The organism is Streptomyces sp. NPDC042259 (assembly GCF_055582085.1).
The window spans coordinates 719,415-734,657 of record NZ_JBVJDW010000003.1; the positions used below are offsets into that span (position 1 = coordinate 719,415).

13 protein-coding genes are annotated in these 15,243 nt (G+C 72.4%); 3 read left to right on the forward strand and 10 right to left on the reverse strand.

Annotated features, from left to right (window positions below; genetic code table 11):
• Nucleotides 1-70: 70 nt before the first annotated feature.
• The 6 genes from hflX to miaA all read right to left on the reverse strand — a co-directional run bounded on the left by hflX (nt 71) and on the right by miaA (nt 8,106).
• A complete protein-coding gene (gene hflX, locus ACZ6MA_RS11955; RefSeq protein WP_469433065.1) occupies nt 71-1,558 on the reverse strand; it encodes a GTPase HflX in 1,488 nt (495 codons plus the stop codon).
• A gap of 135 nt (nt 1,559-1,693) precedes the next feature.
• The gene (locus ACZ6MA_RS11960; protein WP_469433066.1) at nt 1,694-3,172 is read right to left on the reverse strand and encodes a M1 family metallopeptidase; all 1,479 of its coding nucleotides are present in this window, start codon (nt 3,170-3,172) and stop codon (nt 1,694-1,696) included.
• A gap of 121 nt (nt 3,173-3,293) precedes the next feature.
• On the reverse strand, nt 3,294-5,432 hold the full coding sequence (locus ACZ6MA_RS11965; RefSeq protein WP_469433067.1) for a RelA/SpoT family protein: 2,139 nt from the start codon (nt 5,430-5,432) through the stop codon (nt 3,294-3,296).
• Nucleotides 5,433-5,610: 178 nt separating this feature from the next.
• Nucleotides 5,611-6,501 (reverse strand): diaminopimelate epimerase, encoded by an 891-nt coding sequence (dapF, locus tag ACZ6MA_RS11970; protein WP_469433069.1) that lies wholly within the window; start codon nt 6,499-6,501, stop codon nt 5,611-5,613.
• Nucleotides 6,502-6,601: 100 nt separating this feature from the next.
• The gene (locus ACZ6MA_RS11975) at nt 6,602-7,060 is read right to left on the reverse strand and encodes a hypothetical protein (RefSeq protein ID WP_469433161.1); all 459 of its coding nucleotides are present in this window, start codon (nt 7,058-7,060) and stop codon (nt 6,602-6,604) included.
• A 107-nt stretch (nt 7,061-7,167) separates the two neighbouring features.
• The gene (miaA, locus tag ACZ6MA_RS11980) at nt 7,168-8,106 is read right to left on the reverse strand and encodes a tRNA (adenosine(37)-N6)-dimethylallyltransferase MiaA (protein ID WP_469433070.1); all 939 of its coding nucleotides are present in this window, start codon (nt 8,104-8,106) and stop codon (nt 7,168-7,170) included.
• A 183-nt stretch (nt 8,107-8,289) separates the two neighbouring features.
• Here miaA and ACZ6MA_RS11985 point away from each other — a divergent pair, with 183 nt between their 5' ends.
• Complete coding sequence (locus ACZ6MA_RS11985; protein WP_469433072.1) at nt 8,290-8,529, forward strand: gliding motility protein; 240 nt, start codon at nt 8,290-8,292, stop codon at nt 8,527-8,529.
• 30 nt (nt 8,530-8,559) lie between these two features.
• Nucleotides 8,560-8,805: an antitoxin gene (locus tag ACZ6MA_RS11990; RefSeq protein WP_469433073.1), complete on the forward strand. Its 246-nt coding sequence runs from the start codon at nt 8,560-8,562 to the stop codon at nt 8,803-8,805.
• Between the two features lie 607 nt (nt 8,806-9,412).
• Here the strand turns inward: ACZ6MA_RS11990 and ACZ6MA_RS11995 are convergent.
• Together ACZ6MA_RS11995 and miaB are read right to left on the reverse strand one after the other, a co-directional pair.
• Nucleotides 9,413-10,117: a class III extradiol dioxygenase subunit B-like domain-containing protein gene (locus ACZ6MA_RS11995; protein WP_469433074.1), complete on the reverse strand. Its 705-nt coding sequence runs from the start codon at nt 10,115-10,117 to the stop codon at nt 9,413-9,415.
• Nucleotides 10,118-10,231: 114 nt separating this feature from the next.
• The gene (gene miaB, locus ACZ6MA_RS12000; RefSeq protein WP_469433076.1) at nt 10,232-11,719 is read right to left on the reverse strand and encodes a tRNA (N6-isopentenyl adenosine(37)-C2)-methylthiotransferase MiaB; all 1,488 of its coding nucleotides are present in this window, start codon (nt 11,717-11,719) and stop codon (nt 10,232-10,234) included.
• Nucleotides 11,720-11,874: 155 nt separating this feature from the next.
• Here miaB and ACZ6MA_RS12005 point away from each other — a divergent pair, with 155 nt between their 5' ends.
• On the forward strand, nt 11,875-12,873 hold the full coding sequence (locus ACZ6MA_RS12005; RefSeq protein ID WP_469433077.1) for a TAXI family TRAP transporter solute-binding subunit: 999 nt from the start codon (nt 11,875-11,877) through the stop codon (nt 12,871-12,873).
• On the opposite strand, the gene ACZ6MA_RS12010 is transcribed toward ACZ6MA_RS12005, so the two are convergent.
• The gene (locus ACZ6MA_RS12010) at nt 12,863-14,278 is read right to left on the reverse strand and encodes a sensor histidine kinase (protein WP_469433078.1); all 1,416 of its coding nucleotides are present in this window, start codon (nt 14,276-14,278) and stop codon (nt 12,863-12,865) included. The genes ACZ6MA_RS12005 and ACZ6MA_RS12010 overlap by 11 nt on opposite strands.
• A 15-nt stretch (nt 14,279-14,293) precedes the next feature.
• The gene (locus tag ACZ6MA_RS12015) at nt 14,294-14,998 is read right to left on the reverse strand and encodes a response regulator transcription factor (RefSeq protein ID WP_469433079.1); all 705 of its coding nucleotides are present in this window, start codon (nt 14,996-14,998) and stop codon (nt 14,294-14,296) included.
• Nucleotides 14,999-15,243 lie beyond the last annotated feature (245 nt).

Genomic DNA, 15,243 nt, shown 5'->3' on the forward strand with positions numbered 1-15,243 from the left:
CGCCGCATCGCCCATGCGAAAGGCCCGCCCCCCGACATCGTCGGGGGGCGGGCCTTCGTCCGTTCGCGGGTCAGCCGCGCGCGGCCGGTACGAACCGCTGGAGTTCGGCGGCGAGTTCCTCGTGGACGCGCGCCTTGAGCAGGGTGCCCTCCGGGGTGTGCTCCTCGGAGATCACCTCGCCGTCGGCATGGGCGCGGGCGACCAGGGAACCGTGCGTGTACGGCACGAGCGCCTCGATCTCGACGGCGGGCCGCGGCAGCTCCACGTCGATCAGCGCGAGCAGCTCCCCGATGCCCTCGCCGGTCCGCGCGGACACGGCGATCGAGTGCTTCTCGACCCGCAGCAGCCGCTGGAGGACCAGCGGGTCGGCGGCGTCCGCCTTGTTGATCACCACGATCTCGGGCACGTCGACCGCGCCCACCTCGCGGATCACCTCGCGCACGGCGGCCAGCTGCTCCTCCGGCGCCGGGTGCGCGCCGTCCACCACGTGCAGGATGAGATCGGAGTCCCCGACCTCCTCCATGGTGGAACGGAACGCCTCGACGAGGTGGTGCGGCAGGTGCCGGACGAACCCGACGGTGTCGGCGAGGGTGTAGAGCCGCCCGCTGGGCGTCTCGGCCCGGCGGACGGTCGGGTCCAGGGTGGCGAACAGGGCGTTCTCCACCAGGACGCCCGCACCGGTGAGCCGGTTGAGCAGCGAGGACTTGCCGGCGTTGGTGTAGCCGGCGATGGCGACCGAGGGGACCTTGTTGCGCCGGCGTTCCTGGCGCTTGATGTCCCGGCCGGTCTTCATCTCCGCGATCTCCCGGCGCATCTTCGCCATCTTCTCGCGGATGCGGCGCCGGTCGGTCTCGATCTTGGTCTCACCGGGACCGCGGGTGGCCATGCCGCCACCGCCGCCGCCACCCATCTGCCGGGACAGCGAGGCACCCCAGCCGCGCAGGCGCGGAAGCATGTACTGCATCTGCGCGAGGGCGACCTGCGCCTTGCCCTCCCGGGACTTGGCGTGCTGGGCGAAGATGTCGAGGATGAGGGCGGTGCGGTCGACCACCTTCACCTTGACGACGTCTTCGAGGGCGATGAGCTGGCCGGGGCTGAGTTCACCGTCGCAGACCACGGTGTCGGCACCGCTCTCCAGGACGATGTCCCGCAGCTCCCGCGCCTTGCCGGAGCCGATGAAGGTGGCCGGGTCCGGCTTGTCGCGGCGCTGGACGACACCGTCGAGGACGAGGGCGCCCGCGGTCTCCGCGAGGGCGGCCAGCTCCGCGAGGGAGTTGTCCGCGTCCTGGGCCGTGCCGGACGTCCAGACGCCGACCAGCACCACGCGCTCCAAGCGCAGCTGCCGGTACTCGACCTCGGTGACGTCCTCCAGCTCGGTGGAGAGACCCGCCACTCGGCGCAGTGCCGCGCGCTCGGAGCGATCGTACTGATCGCCGTCACGCTCCCCGTCGATCTCGTGGCTCCAGGCGACGTCCTCTTCCATCAGGGCGTCGGCCCGAAGGCTCTCCGGGAGGCTCTGCCGGTCCTGGTCCTGCGGAAGGGAAGAAGAGGAGGTCATTTGATCCTTACGTCGTTGGGATGTGCCGCCCCGATGTGTGGGGCCGCACCGTCGACAACGCCTGGGAGGCCCCGGGGATTCCCGGGACCGGCCGCCTCGCCGACCCGTTGATGGTCCCATGCCGCCGTGGCGGCGTCACTCGGGTTTCCCGGCGCTCTTCCAGGTGGGGTGACCGGGCATGGGCGGTGTCTTGGCCTCGTACAGCCAGGCGTGCAGGAACGGCTTCAGGTCCTGGCCGGAGATCTTGGAGGCGAGGGCGATGAAGTCGGCGGTGGTGACGGTGCCGTCCCGGTGGCCGGCGACCCACGCGCGCTCCAGCCGGTCGAAGGCGGCCGTGCCGATCTTCTGCCGGAGGGCGTAGAGCACGAGGGCGGATCCGTCGTAGACGACGGGCCGGAAGATGCTGATCTTCTTGCCCGGTACCGGTGACTTGATCGCGGCGGGCGGGCCGCCGTCGGCGCGCCAGGCGTCGGAGTGCTCGTACGCGAGGCGCATGCGGTCGGCGAGCGGCTTGCGGGACTTCTCCTGCGCGTACAGCGCCTCGTACCAGGTGGCGTGGCCCTCGTTCAGCCACAGGTCGGACCAGGTGCGGGGGCTGACGCTGTTGCCGAACCACTGGTGCGCCAGTTCGTGCACCATGATCGCGTCGACGTACCAGGCGGGGAAGGCGGGGTTCGTGAACAGGCCGCGCTCGAAGAGGGAGAGGGTCTGGGTCTCCAGCTCGAAGCCGGTCGACGCGTCGGCGATCAGGACCCCGTAGTTCTCGAAGGGGTACCTGCCGACCTTCCGCTCCATCCAGGCGAGGTGGCCGGGGGTCTTCGCCGTCCACTTCTCCAGAAGCCCGCGGTCGGCGACGGGCACCACGTCCCGGACGGGCAGCCCGTGCGGGCCGGTGCGGGTCAGCACGGCGGAGCGGCCGATGGAGACCTGGGCCAGCTCGGTGGCCATGGGGTGGTCGGTCCGGTAGGTCCAAGAGGTGACCGCTCCCCTGGCTCTGCGCGCGGTGGGCACGCCGTTGGCCACCACGGTCAGGTTCTTGGGGGCGGTGACGTGGAAGGTGAAGCGGGCCTTGTCGGAGGGGTGGTCGCTGCCGGGGAACACCCGGTGGCCGGCGTCGGCCTGGTTGGCCATGACCAGCCCGTCACTGGTGCGGACCCAGCCGCCGTCCTCGCTGCCGCGCGGGTCACTGGTGTGGCGGACGGTGACGGTGAAGCCACCGCCGTGGGGCAGGGTGACCCGCGGGGTGACGACCAGGTCCTCCTTGGCGGTCGCGAAGCGCGCCGCCAGGCCGTTGACCTCGACCGAGGAGACCGTGCCGTGGGTGAAGTCCAGGTTGAAGGTGTCCAGATCGGTGGCGGCCCGGGCCTCGATGACGGTGACGGCGTCGAGCGGCTTGTCGTTGCCGTGGTAGTCGAAGCTGATGTCGTAGGCGCTGACGTCGAAGCCGGGGTTGCCGAGGTCCGGGAAGAGCCGGTCGCCGATCCCCCGCGCGGTGGGCGAGGGGGGCGGAGCGGCGGCCCCGATGAGGAGGGCCGCGACGGCGGCGGTCAGGGCTGCGCGGCGGCGTACGGACCGCCGGGGCTTCGGGGGACGTGCCCCGGGTGTGTGCGGCATGCGTCCACCGCTATCAGCGGGGAAGGCGCCGCAGGTGGCGCCACGACGCTTTCCCACCCGTACGAGCGGCTGGGCGGGCCGTCCGGAGCGGCGGTGGAGCCGCCGCCCGGACCGGCCGCCGTCACAGGGGCGCGGCCGCCACGGGTCGCCCGGCCCGCTCGACGTCGTAGACGCCCGGGACCCGCCGCATGGCCCGCATCAGCTCGGGCAGCCGGGCGGCGTCGGACAGCTGGAGGGTGTAGGTGTGGCGCACGCGCTGTTCGTGGGGCGGCTCGACGGCGGCGGAGACGACCGCCGCGCCCTCGGCGGCGATGGCCTCGGTCAGATCGGCGAGCAGATGCGGCCTGCTGAAGGACTCGGCGCGCAGGGTGACGCGGTAGTCGCGGGTGCCCTCGCCGTCCGTGGACCGCCAGCGCACCCCCACCGGATCGCGCCCGGAGGTGACCATGCGGTCGACGGCGGTGCACTGGGCGCGGTGGACGGTCACGGCGCCGCCCCGCACGGCGAACCCGGTGACCTCGTCGGGCGGCACGGGCGTGCAGCAGCCGGCGAGCCGGACGCTCGCGGCGGCCAGATCGGCCTCCTCGGCGACGACGACGGGCCCCGCGGGGGCCGGCCCGGCGGCCCGGGGGGCGGGCCGGGGCGGGCCCGGGGCGGGCGGCGCGGGCGCGGCGGCGGGCTGCGCACCGGGTTCGGGTGCGGGATGGGTGGCCAGCCAGTGGGCGATGGCGATCCGCGCGGCCGGGGTGCGGGCGTGCTCCAGCCAGTCCGGGGACGGCCCGGAGACGGTGTCGGGTGACATCAGCAGCTGGACCGTGTCGCCGTCGCGCAGGACCGTGCTGAGGGTCGCCAGCCGGCCGTTGACCCGGGCGCCGATACAGCCGTGCGCGCCGTCGCCGTGCTGGGCGTAGGCCGCGTCGACACAGCTCGCGCCCGCCGGGAGGCCGATCGTGCCGCCGTCGGCGCGGAAGACAGTGACCTCGCGGTCTTGGGCCAGCTCGTCACGGAGCGAGGTCCAGAAGGTGTCGGGGTCGGGGGTGGCGCGCTGCCACTCCAGGAGCCGCGAGAGCCAGCCGGGTCGGGTGGGGTCGACGCGCTCGCCGTCCGGGGCGTCGGGGGTCTCCGGGCCGGCGTAGGGATTCCCGAGGGCGATCACCCCGGCCTCGGCGACCTTGTGCATCTGGTGGGTGCGGATGAGGACTTCGGCGGCCTGGCCGTCCTCTCCCGCGACGGCGGTGTGCAGCGACTGGTAGAGGTTGAACTTCGGTACGGCGATGAAGTCCTTGAACTCCGAGATGAACGGGGTGAAGCACGTGTGCAGCTCGCCCAGGACCGCGTAACAGTCGGCGTCCTCCGTGACGAGGACGAGCAGCCGCCCGAGGTCCGAGCCGGACGGCTCGCCGCGCTTGAGCCGGACCCGGTGGACGGAGACGAAGTGCCGGGGCCGGACGAGGACTTCGGCGGCGATGCCCGCCTCCCGCAGCACCGCGCGCACCCGGGCGGCGGTGGCCTGCAGGGGGTCGGTGCGGGTGGCGTGGGCGAGGACGAGGTCGCGGGTGCGGGCGTACTCCTCGGGGTGGAGGATCGCGAAGACCAGGTCCTCCAGCTCGGTCTTGAGGGCCTGCACGCCCAGCCGCTCGGCCAGCGGGATCAGCACATCGCGGGTGACCTTGGCGATGCGGACCTGTTTCTCCGGGCGCATCACGCCGAGGGTGCGCATGTTGTGCAGCCGGTCGGCGAGCTTGATGGACATCACACGGACGTCGTTGCCGGTGGCCACGAGCATCTTGCGGAAGGTCTCGGGCTCGGCCGCCGCGCCGTAGTCGACCTTCTCCAGTTTGGTGACGCCGTCGACGAGGAAGCGGACCTCCTCGCCGAACTGCTCACGCACCTGATCGAGGGTCACCTCGGTGTCCTCGACGGTGTCGTGGAGGAGGGAGGCCGTCAACGTCGTCGTCTCGGCACCCAGTTCGGCGAGGATGAGGGTCACGGCGAGGGGATGGGTGATGTACGGCTCGCCGCTCTTGCGCGTCTGGCCGCGGTGGGAGGACTCCGCGAGCACATAGGCGCGGCGCAGGATGTCGAGATCCGCGCCGGGGTGATGCGCCCGGTGGACCTTGGCGACGTGGTCGATCGCGTCGGGGAGCCGGCCCCGCGCCCCGGAACCGCCGAGCGCCGCGCGCCCCAGCCGTCTCAGGTCGATACGGGGACGGCCGCGCCTGCGGCCGAGAGCACCGTCATTCGTGGCGTCTGCGCTCATGGGCACCTCCGGCGGCATCGACCGGCGGTCGGCTCACGCCGCCAGACCGGTGCTTGATGCTACCGAGCCCATCACGCACCGCTCACCCGCTCTCGCCCAGAGTGAAACGGATCACCCATTCGAGCGAGCCCGCTTCCGAAAGTCCCCGCGAACGGGCCCGGGGTGCGCGGCGCCGCTCTCAGGCGAGGGCCGTCTCCAGCCAGGACGGGTCGAAGGTGCCCTCCGCGACGATCACGGCGGGGCCGGTCATCTCGACCGTGCCGTCGGGGCTCTCGCTGATCACCAGGCGGCCGCCGGGGACGTCCACGGTGTAGGTGACGGGATGGCCGAGGAGGGCGGGGTCGGCTCCGTCGCGGCGGGCGGTGGCGACCATCACGGCGCAGGCGCCCGTGCCGCAGGAGCGGGTCTCGCCGGAGCCGCGCTCGTGGACGCGCAGCGCGACGTGGCGCGGGCCGCGGTCGACGACGAACTCCACGTTGGTGCCGTCCGGGTAGGCGGAGGCGGGGCTGACGGCGGGGGCCGTGTACAGATTCCCGGCGTCGGCGAGGTCGTCGACGAAGGAGATCGCGTGCGGGTTGCCCATGTTGACGTTGCGGGCGGGCCAGGAGCGCTCGCCCACGGTGACCGTGACCGCGCCTTCGGGGAGCAGGGCCCGGCCCATGCCGACGGTGATGTCCCCGGGCGTGCCGTCGGGGCCGTCCTTGGCGATGTGGGCACGGCGGATGCCCGCGCGGGTGGCGATCGCGAGGTCGCCCTCCTCGGCGAGACCGGCCCGCTGGAGGTAGCGCGCGAAGACACGGACGCCGTTGCCGCACATCTCTGCGACGCTGCCGTCGCCGTTGCGGTAATCCATGAACCATTCGGCCTCGGCGGCCATCGGGCGCGCCTCGGGGTGCGCCGCGGACCGCACGACGCGCAGCACGCCGTCTGCGCCGAGACCGGCCCGCCGGTCGCACAGCCGGGCGACGGCGGCCGGGGACAGCTCGAGCCGGCCGTCGTGGTCGGGGATGATCACGAAGTCGTTCTCGGTGCCGTGGCCCTTGAGGAAGGCGATCTGCGCTGTGCTCACGCTTCGATGGTACGGGGCACCGGTGACAGCGCCCGTGACCAGGGGTGACCCCGGTGGAGAGGGCGCGCGGCAGGGGCCCCACCTCAGGGCTGTCCCGGGACTACCTCAGCCGCGCCACGCGCCAGACGGCGAGGACGACCAGGAGGACGACCACGGCCGCGTAGAGGACCACGTAGCGCCAGTCCGGGCGGCGCCCGGAGCCCCGCTGCGGCAGGCCCGGCCAGGTGTAGCCCACCCGGCGGGCGGCCATGACGCCCCAGCCCGCGGCGCAGCAGCTGATGAGCAGGCCGAGCATGGCGACGACCGGGCCGCCGTCGCCGAATTCGAAGGCGAGCGGGAAGGCGAACATCAGCGAGCCGATAGCCGCGAGCATGACAATCGGGGCGAGTTGCCAGACGCGCAGCCTGCGCTGCGGGCGAAGCTCCCGGAAGGACGCGGGCGCGGCGCTGTCGGGTGCGATGCCCTCGACGCCCTCGGTGTCCTCGGGGCCGTCCGGAGTCAGCGCCTCCGGCTCACCGGGCGGCGGCTGCTGCGGTCTGTCGCGAGGGCCGGCCTCCATCGCCACGCGCCCTCCCAACTCGGACTTCACGGCTCGATCGAAGCTCGATGATGGCACGCTCACACGGTCGCCAATGGCGTGCGGAGCGTCCCGATGCCATCACGTGATCAGGCTGTGACCGCCCGTTCGACCAACGCCAGCGCTTGCCCGCGGAGTTCCGCCCGCCGGTCGGCCGCGCCGCTGAGCCAGTGCACGCGCGCGTCCCGCCGGAACCACGAGTCCTGACGCCGGGCGAACCGCTTGGTGGCGCGTACGGTCTCATTGCGCGCCTCCTCCTCGGTGCACTCCCCCGCCAGGAAGGCGAGCACCTGCTGGTAGCCGAGCGCGCGGGGGGCCGTGAGCCCCTCACGCAGTCCCTCGCGCTCCAGGGCGCGCACCTCGTCGACGAGCCCGGCCTCCCACATGCGGTCCACGCGCACGGTGATCCGCTCGTCCAGTTCGGGGCGCTCCACGTCGACCCCGATCTGCAGGGTGTCGTACACGGGCTTCTCACCGGGCAGGTTGGCGGTGAAGGGCTTGCCGGTGAGTTCGATGACCTCCAGCGCACGCACGATGCGCCGGCCGTTGCCGGGCAGGATCGCCCGGGCGGCGGCCGGATCGGCGGCGGCGAGCCGGGCGTGCAGGGCCCCGGGGCCCGCCTTTGCCAGCTCCGCTTCCAGCCGGGCGCGTACGGCGGGGTCGGTGCCGGGGAAGTCGAGGGCGTCGATGGTGCCCTTGATGTAGAGCCCGGAACCGCCGACGAGCACCGGGGTGCGGCCCTCGGCGAGCAGCCGGTCGATCTCCGCGCGGGCCAGCCGCTGGTACTCGGCGACGCTCGCGGCCTCCCGCACGTCCCAGATGTCGAGCAGGTGGTGCGGCACCCCCTGGCGTTCCTCCACCGTCAGTTTGGCGGTGCCGATGTCCATGCCGCGGTAGAGCTGCATGGAGTCGGCGTTGACGACCTCACCGCCCAGGTGCTGGGCGAGGGCGACGCCGAGATCCGACTTGCCGGCGGCCGTGGGTCCTACGACCGTGATGACCCGCGGTGCGGGAACTGCGTTTTTCACTGCACCAGTCTCGCAAACCTTGGGCTCGCCCCTCGAACGAGCGACGTGACGCGACGCGGCCGGGTTCGTTGCCTGTTGCGAGGTTCCGACGGCCGGTTCACGGGTCGGTGCCCGGAAGCGGCGCAATGGGACGCTCCGGGCGACGCGGGATTTCGCTCACACCAGTAAGGTAATGGAGTAGATATGGGCGTGTTTTCAAGGTTTCGCCGTAAGGCGTCCGAAGCGTCAACCGAAGAGGCCGCGACTGCCACTCTGACGGCGGAACCGGATTCGGCCGACGCCGAGGAGACGACCGAGGCGAAGGCGGAGGAGTCCGCCGAGGCCGGCGCGGAGGACGAGGCGGCCGAGGGAGTGGACATCCCCAAGCAGCAGTCCGCGGAGAAGGCTGCCGACAGCGAGGCCGGTGAGGGCGCCCGTAAGTAGCTTATCGACGAGGAATATCAGGGAGTGTCCGTGAGTCTGTTCGACAATCTCATAGCCAAGCTCGGCCCGGTGAAGGGCAAGGTCGGCGATCTCGCGCAGCAGCACGGGGACAAGATCGGGCTGGGGCTGGAGAAGGCCGCGCAGGTGGTCGACTCGCAGACCAAGGGCAAGTACAGCAGCCAGATCCGGACCGGCACGGCCAAGGCGAAGGACGCCCTTGACCGGCTCTCCGAGAAGGACACCAAGGGCGGCGGTACGGGCTCGGCGGCTTCCTGACCTCTCGTCGGCGACGGCCGCGGAGTCGCTCCGCGGCCGTCGCCGTGCGCCTGGCCGGCGGTTCTTCGACTACCGGGCCGTCCGTTGCCGCCGTGACGGCTTGCGCCTCTCGCCTAGCCGGCGGTTCTCCGGCTGCGGGCCGGCCCGTGCCGCCTGCGGCGGCGGGCGCCCTGCGGGCGCGTCCTCAATCGCCGGACGGGCTTGATTTCGCTGGGCCCGGCCGAAATCAGCCCCCGGCGGGCTGATGGAGACGGACTCAGCCAAATCAGCCCGGATGGGCTGATGGCGACAAGCTCAGCCACAACCAGCCTGTCCGGCGCTTGAGGACAGGCTCAGCCACAACCAGCCCGTCCGGCGCTTGAGGACAGGCTCAGCCACAACCAGCCTGTCCGGCGCTTGAGGACAGGCTCAGCCAAAACCAGCCCGTCCGGCGCTTGAGGACACAGCACAGCAGCCCGTCCGGCGTTTGAGGACACCGCCTGCTCATCCAGCCCATCCGGCGCTTGAAGGACAGCCTCAGCCAAAACCAGCCCGTCCGGCGATTGAGGACTACCGCCGCGCAGCGGTGGTGCACACGCCACGGGCGCAGGCGGCCTGAGACGGACGCCTAGGACCAGGCCGCCACGAAGTACCCCACCCCGTAAGGCGCGTCGTCGTAGAGCAGTTCTCCGGTCAGGCCGGCTCCCTCGGCCGCGCCCGCGAGTACCTGCCAGGGGGCACGGCCGGCGGCCTTCAGTTCTCGGGCCGGTTCCGGGGCGAGCGCGGCCAGTGCCGTGGTGTCGGCGGTTCCTAGCGCGCGGACCGCCCCCGCGTCGAACGCTGCGGCCCGGTCGTCGAGGTAGCCCGGTGCCTTGAGGGTGCGGCAGGCGCTGCCGTCACCCATCGTCAGGACCGCGATCCGCTCAGCCCCGACGGCCAGCTCCCGGCCCGTCTCCAGGCATCGCGCGGCTTCCAGCGCCTCGCTCACGCCCAGCCCCTCGACCGGCGCGGTGGACCAGTTCGTCCGGCCGAGCAACCAGGCGGCCACGGCGAGGGACGGCGGCAGCTCCCGCGCCCCGGTGGGCTCACCCGGGCCGAGCCGCACATCGAGGTCGACGCCGAAGCCGCGGAACGATCCCGCCGTACCCCCCGGGTACGGGCCGGGGTCCGCGGCGGGGCCGACGACGACGAGCCGGTCGGGGCGGGCGGCCGCGAGGACGGCCACGGCGTCCGAGCACGCGGCCCGCAGGGCGTCCAGTTCGGGTGCGGCCCCGGCGGCGACCTCGGGGACGAGCAGCGGCGGACAGGGGCAGACGGCGGCGGCGACAAGCATGATCCGCAGCCTAGTGGGGCGACGGACGCGGGTCGCGGCGGGCACTCGGCGCACCGGGGGTGTCCTCGCCCCCGGACGGCGCGGGGAGCGGCCCGAGCCGCGCCCCGAGCGCCGTCAGGCGATGCTGCAGCCGCCCGTCGGCGCGGGCAGCGGCGCCGGGGCGCCGATGCCCGGCAGGCCCAGCATGACGCCCGCCTTCTCGGCGGGAGCGGCGGTGCGCTTCTCCCACGCGTCGCCCGCGCGCGTGCGGCGCACGCCGGTGGTCGGGCCCTCGGCGAGCAGGTGGTGCGGGGCGGCGTAGGTGATCTCGACGGTCACCACGTCGCCCGGGCGCACCGGCTGCTCGGGCTTGGTGAAGTGCACGAGGCGGTTGTCGGGCGCGCGGCCGGAGAGGCGGTGCGTGGCGCCGTCCTTGCGGCCCTCGCCCTCGGCGACCATGACCTCCAGGGTGCGGCCGACCTGCTTCTTGTTCTCGCTCCAGGAGATCTCCTCCTGGAGGGCGACGAGGCGCTCGTAGCGCGCCTGGACGACCTCCTTGGGGATCTGCCCCTCCATCTCGGCCGCCGGCGTGCCGGGGCGCTTGGAGTACTGGAACGTGAAGGCGTTCGCGAAGCGGGCCTCGCGCACCACGTGCATGGTCTGCTCGAAGTCCTCCTCGGTCTCGCCGGGGAAGCCCACGATGATGTCGGTGGAGATCGCGGCGTCCGGCATCGCGGCCCGGACCTTCTCGATGATGCCGAGGAAGCGTTCCTGGCGGTACGAGCGGCGCATCGCCTTGAGCACGGTGTCCGAACCGGACTGCAGCGGCATGTGCAGCTGCGGCATCACGTTCGGCGTCTCGGCCATCGCGGCGATGACGTCGTCGGTGAAGTCCCGCGGGTGCGGGGAGGTGAAGCGGACGCGCTCCAGGCCCTCGATGCCGCCGCAGGCGCGCAGCAGCTTGGAGAACGCCTCACGGTCACCGAGGTCCGAGCCGTACGCGTTGACGTTCTGGCCGAGCAGGGTGATCTCGGAGACGCCCTCGGAGACCAGCGTCTCGACCTCGGCGAGGATGTCGCCGGGCCGGCGGTCCTCCTCCTTGCCGCGCAGGGCCGGGACGATGCAGAAGGTGCAGGTGTTGTTGCAGCCGACGGAGATGGAGACCCAGGCGGCGTAGGCGGACTCGCGGCGGGTCGGCAGCGTGGAGGGGAAGGCCTCCAGCGACTCCGCGATCTCGACCTGCGCCTCTTCCTGGATGCGGGCGCGCTCCAGCAGCACGGGCAGTTTGCCGATGTTGTGCGTGCCGAAGACGACGTCGACCCACGGGGCCCGCTTGACGATGGTGTCGCGGTCCTTCTGGGCCAGGCAGCCGCCGACGGCGATCTGCATGCCGGGCCGCTTCGTCTTCATGGGGGCCAGCCGGCCGAGGTTGCCGTACAGCTTGTTGTCGGCGTTCTCCCGCACCGCGCAGGTGTTGAAGACGACGACGTCGGCATCGCCCTCCGCGGTGCCCTCGGGCGCGCGGACATAGCCCGCGTCCTCCAACAGGCCGGACAGCCGCTCGGAGTCATGGACGTTCATCTGGCACCCGTAGGTGCGCACCTCGTATGTCTTCGCACTCATCTCAATCGACCAGGGTACGTGGTCGCCCGGGCGACCCGCCCCCTCCCCGCGCGCTCCGGGCCGGGACGGGGCGGAGGGCGGGGGCCTCGATGGTCCCCGATGGTCACGGTTTGGGGCCTGGTCCGTAGCCACTCGGGCTGGCAGTATCCGCACCCATGGCTCCCCGACTCCCGCACGTCGACCGGTGCCGTGCCCTGCGAGCGGGCACGGTGGCCGCCGTCGTGCTCGCGCTCCTGGCCTGGTGGCTGGTGCCGTTCGGCGACGAGACGTCGCCGCGCGGCCGGATGGCGTTCGCGACCGGGGTGCCGACCGGGGTGTACGCGAAGTACGGGGCGCTGCTCCAGGAGGATCTGGCCCGTGATCTGCCCGGGCTGGAGGTGCGGCTCCGCGAGAGCCAGGGTTCCCTGGACAATCTGCGGCAGCTCACGACCGGCAAGGCCGACTTCACCCTGGCCACCGCGGACTCGGTCGCGAGCTACCGCGCCTCGGGGCGCGCGGGGGCGCGATCACTGCGTGCCTGCGCCCGGCTGTACGACGACTACATGCAACTGGTGGTCGAGAAGGACTCGAAGGTGGGATCCGCGCGGGACCTGAAGGGCAAGCGGGTCGGCGTGGGCACGGACGAGTCGGGGGTGCAGCTGATCACCCGGCGGCTGCTGCGGGCCGCGGGGGTCGACTTCGACAAGGACATCACCCCGGTACGGGTGGGCATCGACCGGATGCCGGACCTGCTGGAGAAGGGCGACATCGACGCGTTCTTCTGGTCCGGCGGGCTGCCGACCAATGCCGTGCAGAGCCTCGGCCGGCGGATGCGGATCCGCCTGGTGCAGCTCGGTGACCTGATAGCGCCGCTGCACGCCCTCGGCGGGAACACGCGCTACTACCGGGCGGCCGTCATGCCCGCCGACGCCTACCCGGAGCTGCGCTCCACGCAGGCCGTGAAGACGATCGCCGTCGCGAATCTCCTGGTCACCATGGAGGACGCCGACCCCGATCTGACCGAGCGGATCACCCGCTCGGTGATACACAGCCGCGACCGGATCGGCGTCAAGGTGCACGCCGCCCAGAAGGTGGACCTGCGGACGGCGGTCTTCACCGATCCGCTGCCCCTGCACACGGGCGCGCGGCGCTACTACATGTCGGTCAAGCCGTGAGGCCGCCACGGGCGTGGCGTGGCACCGCGATCGTCGCCCGCAGTCCGTTGGGGTCGTTCGGCGCGTAGGTGAGGGTGGCGCCGCCCGCCGCGAGGAGGGCCCGGCTGATGGACAGGCCGAGACCGGAGCCCGAGACGTTCTGATGGCGGTTGCTGCGCCAGAAGCGGTCGCCGATGCGGCTCAGCTCGTCCTCGGTCAGTCCCGGCCCGCCGTCGGCGACGGTGATGCCGACGCTGTCGCCGACGACCTCGACGGTGACGTCCACGCGTGCGTGCGCGGGGGTGAACTTCAGCGCGTTGTCGACCACCGCGTCGAGCGCGCTGGACAACGCGATCGGATCGGCCCAGCCGGTGACGGCGGCCGGGCCGCTGTAGGCCAGGGTGACCTGCTCCCGGTCGGCGACCGGGGACCAGGAGCCCACCCGGTCGGTGACGATCTCGGCTATGTCGGTCAGTTGCAGATCGCTCTCGGCGTGCTCGGCCAGGGCCAGGTCCAGAAGGTCGTCGAGGACCCGGGCGAGCCGCTTGCCCTCGGTGCGCACCGAGGCGATCTCCTCGTGGCCGTCGGGGAGGTCCAGGGCGAGCAGTTCGATGCGCAGCAGCAGGGCGGCGAGCGGATTGCGCAGTTGGTGCGAGGCGTCGGCGACGAAGGCCCGCTGCTGTTCGAGGACTTCTTCGACGTTGTCGGCCATCTCGTTGAACGAGCGGGCCAGTCGGCGCAGTTCGGGCGGCCCGGTGGAGACCGCGACACGGGAGTTCAGGGCTCCGGTGGCGATGCCGTGCGCGGCCACGTCGAGGGTCCGCACGGGCCGCAGCACCCAGCCGGTGAGCCGGAAGGCGGCTCCCACGGCCAGTAACATCGCCGCGGTCTCGCCCGCCGCGAGCAGCAGCCAGGAGTGCAGGATGCGCGAGCGCAGCTTCCCCGTGGGCGATTCGGTGACGACGACCGCGACGACGTCGCCGTCGCGGATGACCGGTGAGGCCACGGCGAGCCGGCCGCCCCGCCAGGGCAGGACCTGGCCGGGGTCGTGGCTGCGCCGGCCGGCGAGCGCCTCCTGGAACGCCTGCCGGCCCTCCCCCCGGGGCGGTACGGACCAACCCGCGGGGGCGACGGCCATGGCCCGCTCGTCGCGGTAGAAGACACCGACGCGTATGTCGTACAGATCCTCGTAGCGGGCGAGTTCGGACCGCAGGGTCGTCAGCCGTTCGTCCGCCTCGTCCGCGGGCCCGAACTGCCGGGTGGTGACGAACTGGGCGAGAGCGGCGAACCGGGCGGTGTCGTCGATCCGGTCGACCACCAGCCGCTGCTGCTGGACCGCGGCGATGCCCGCCCCGAGCGGGAAGCCCAGGGCCAGCAGGACGCCCGCCATGAGGACGATGAGCAGCGGGAGGAGTCGGGTGCGCACGAGCACATACTGCCGTCAGACGGCCGGAACGACGATTTTGTAACCGACGCCACGGACCGTTTCGATGAGCGCGGGCATGCGCAACTTCGCCCGCAGTGAGGCGACGTGCACCTCGAGAGTGCGCCCGGTCCCCTCCCAACTCGTCCGCCACACCTCGCTGATGATCTGCTCGCGGCGGAAGACGACGCCCGGGCGCTGGGCGAGCAGCGCGAGCAGATCGAACTCCTTGCGGGTGAGAGGGACGGTGGAGCCGCCCACCGAGACCTGGCGGTTGGGCAGTTCGATGGTCAGGGGCCCCAGCCGCAGGGCGGGCGGGGCGGCTGTCTCGAGCGGCTCACCGGGGGCGTCGGCGGGCGGGGTGCGCCGGGCGACCGCGTGGATGCGGGCGAGCAGCTCACCGGTGTCATACGGCTTGACCACGTAGTCGTCGGCGCCGAGGTTCAGACCGTGGATCTTGGATCGGGTGTCGGCGCGGGCGGTCACCATGATCACGGGTGTGCCGGTGCGCTTGCGGATCTTGCCGCACACCTCGAAGCCGTCCTGGTCGGGCAGGCCGAGGTCGAGCAGCACGACGCCGAAGGGCGCGCGCTCGGCCGGCAGCAGGGCCCGCAGCGCCTCTTCTCCGCTCCGGGCGTGCGTGACCTCGAAGCCGTGTCTGGCCAGTACCGCGGACAGGGCCGCGGCGACGTGATCGTCGTCTTCTACGAGCAGGAGTCTCATCGGCCCCCCTCCGGGTGGCTGTGGTGTGCCACCGCATCCACGCCGATGGACGCCCGGCGCGTCAAGGGGGTTCCGGCCGGGAAGGGCTTTCCGTTATGGAGCCGGTACGCCCGCGCGTCCGGAGCGTGGCCCGGGCGCCCCGTTCACGCGGAGTGTCCGTTTGAGTCCGTATCGTTATGCTCAATTTCCGCTCAGATGTAATGACGCTGGTCGCCACGGCTCATTAGGGTCCACCCCAATCGAGG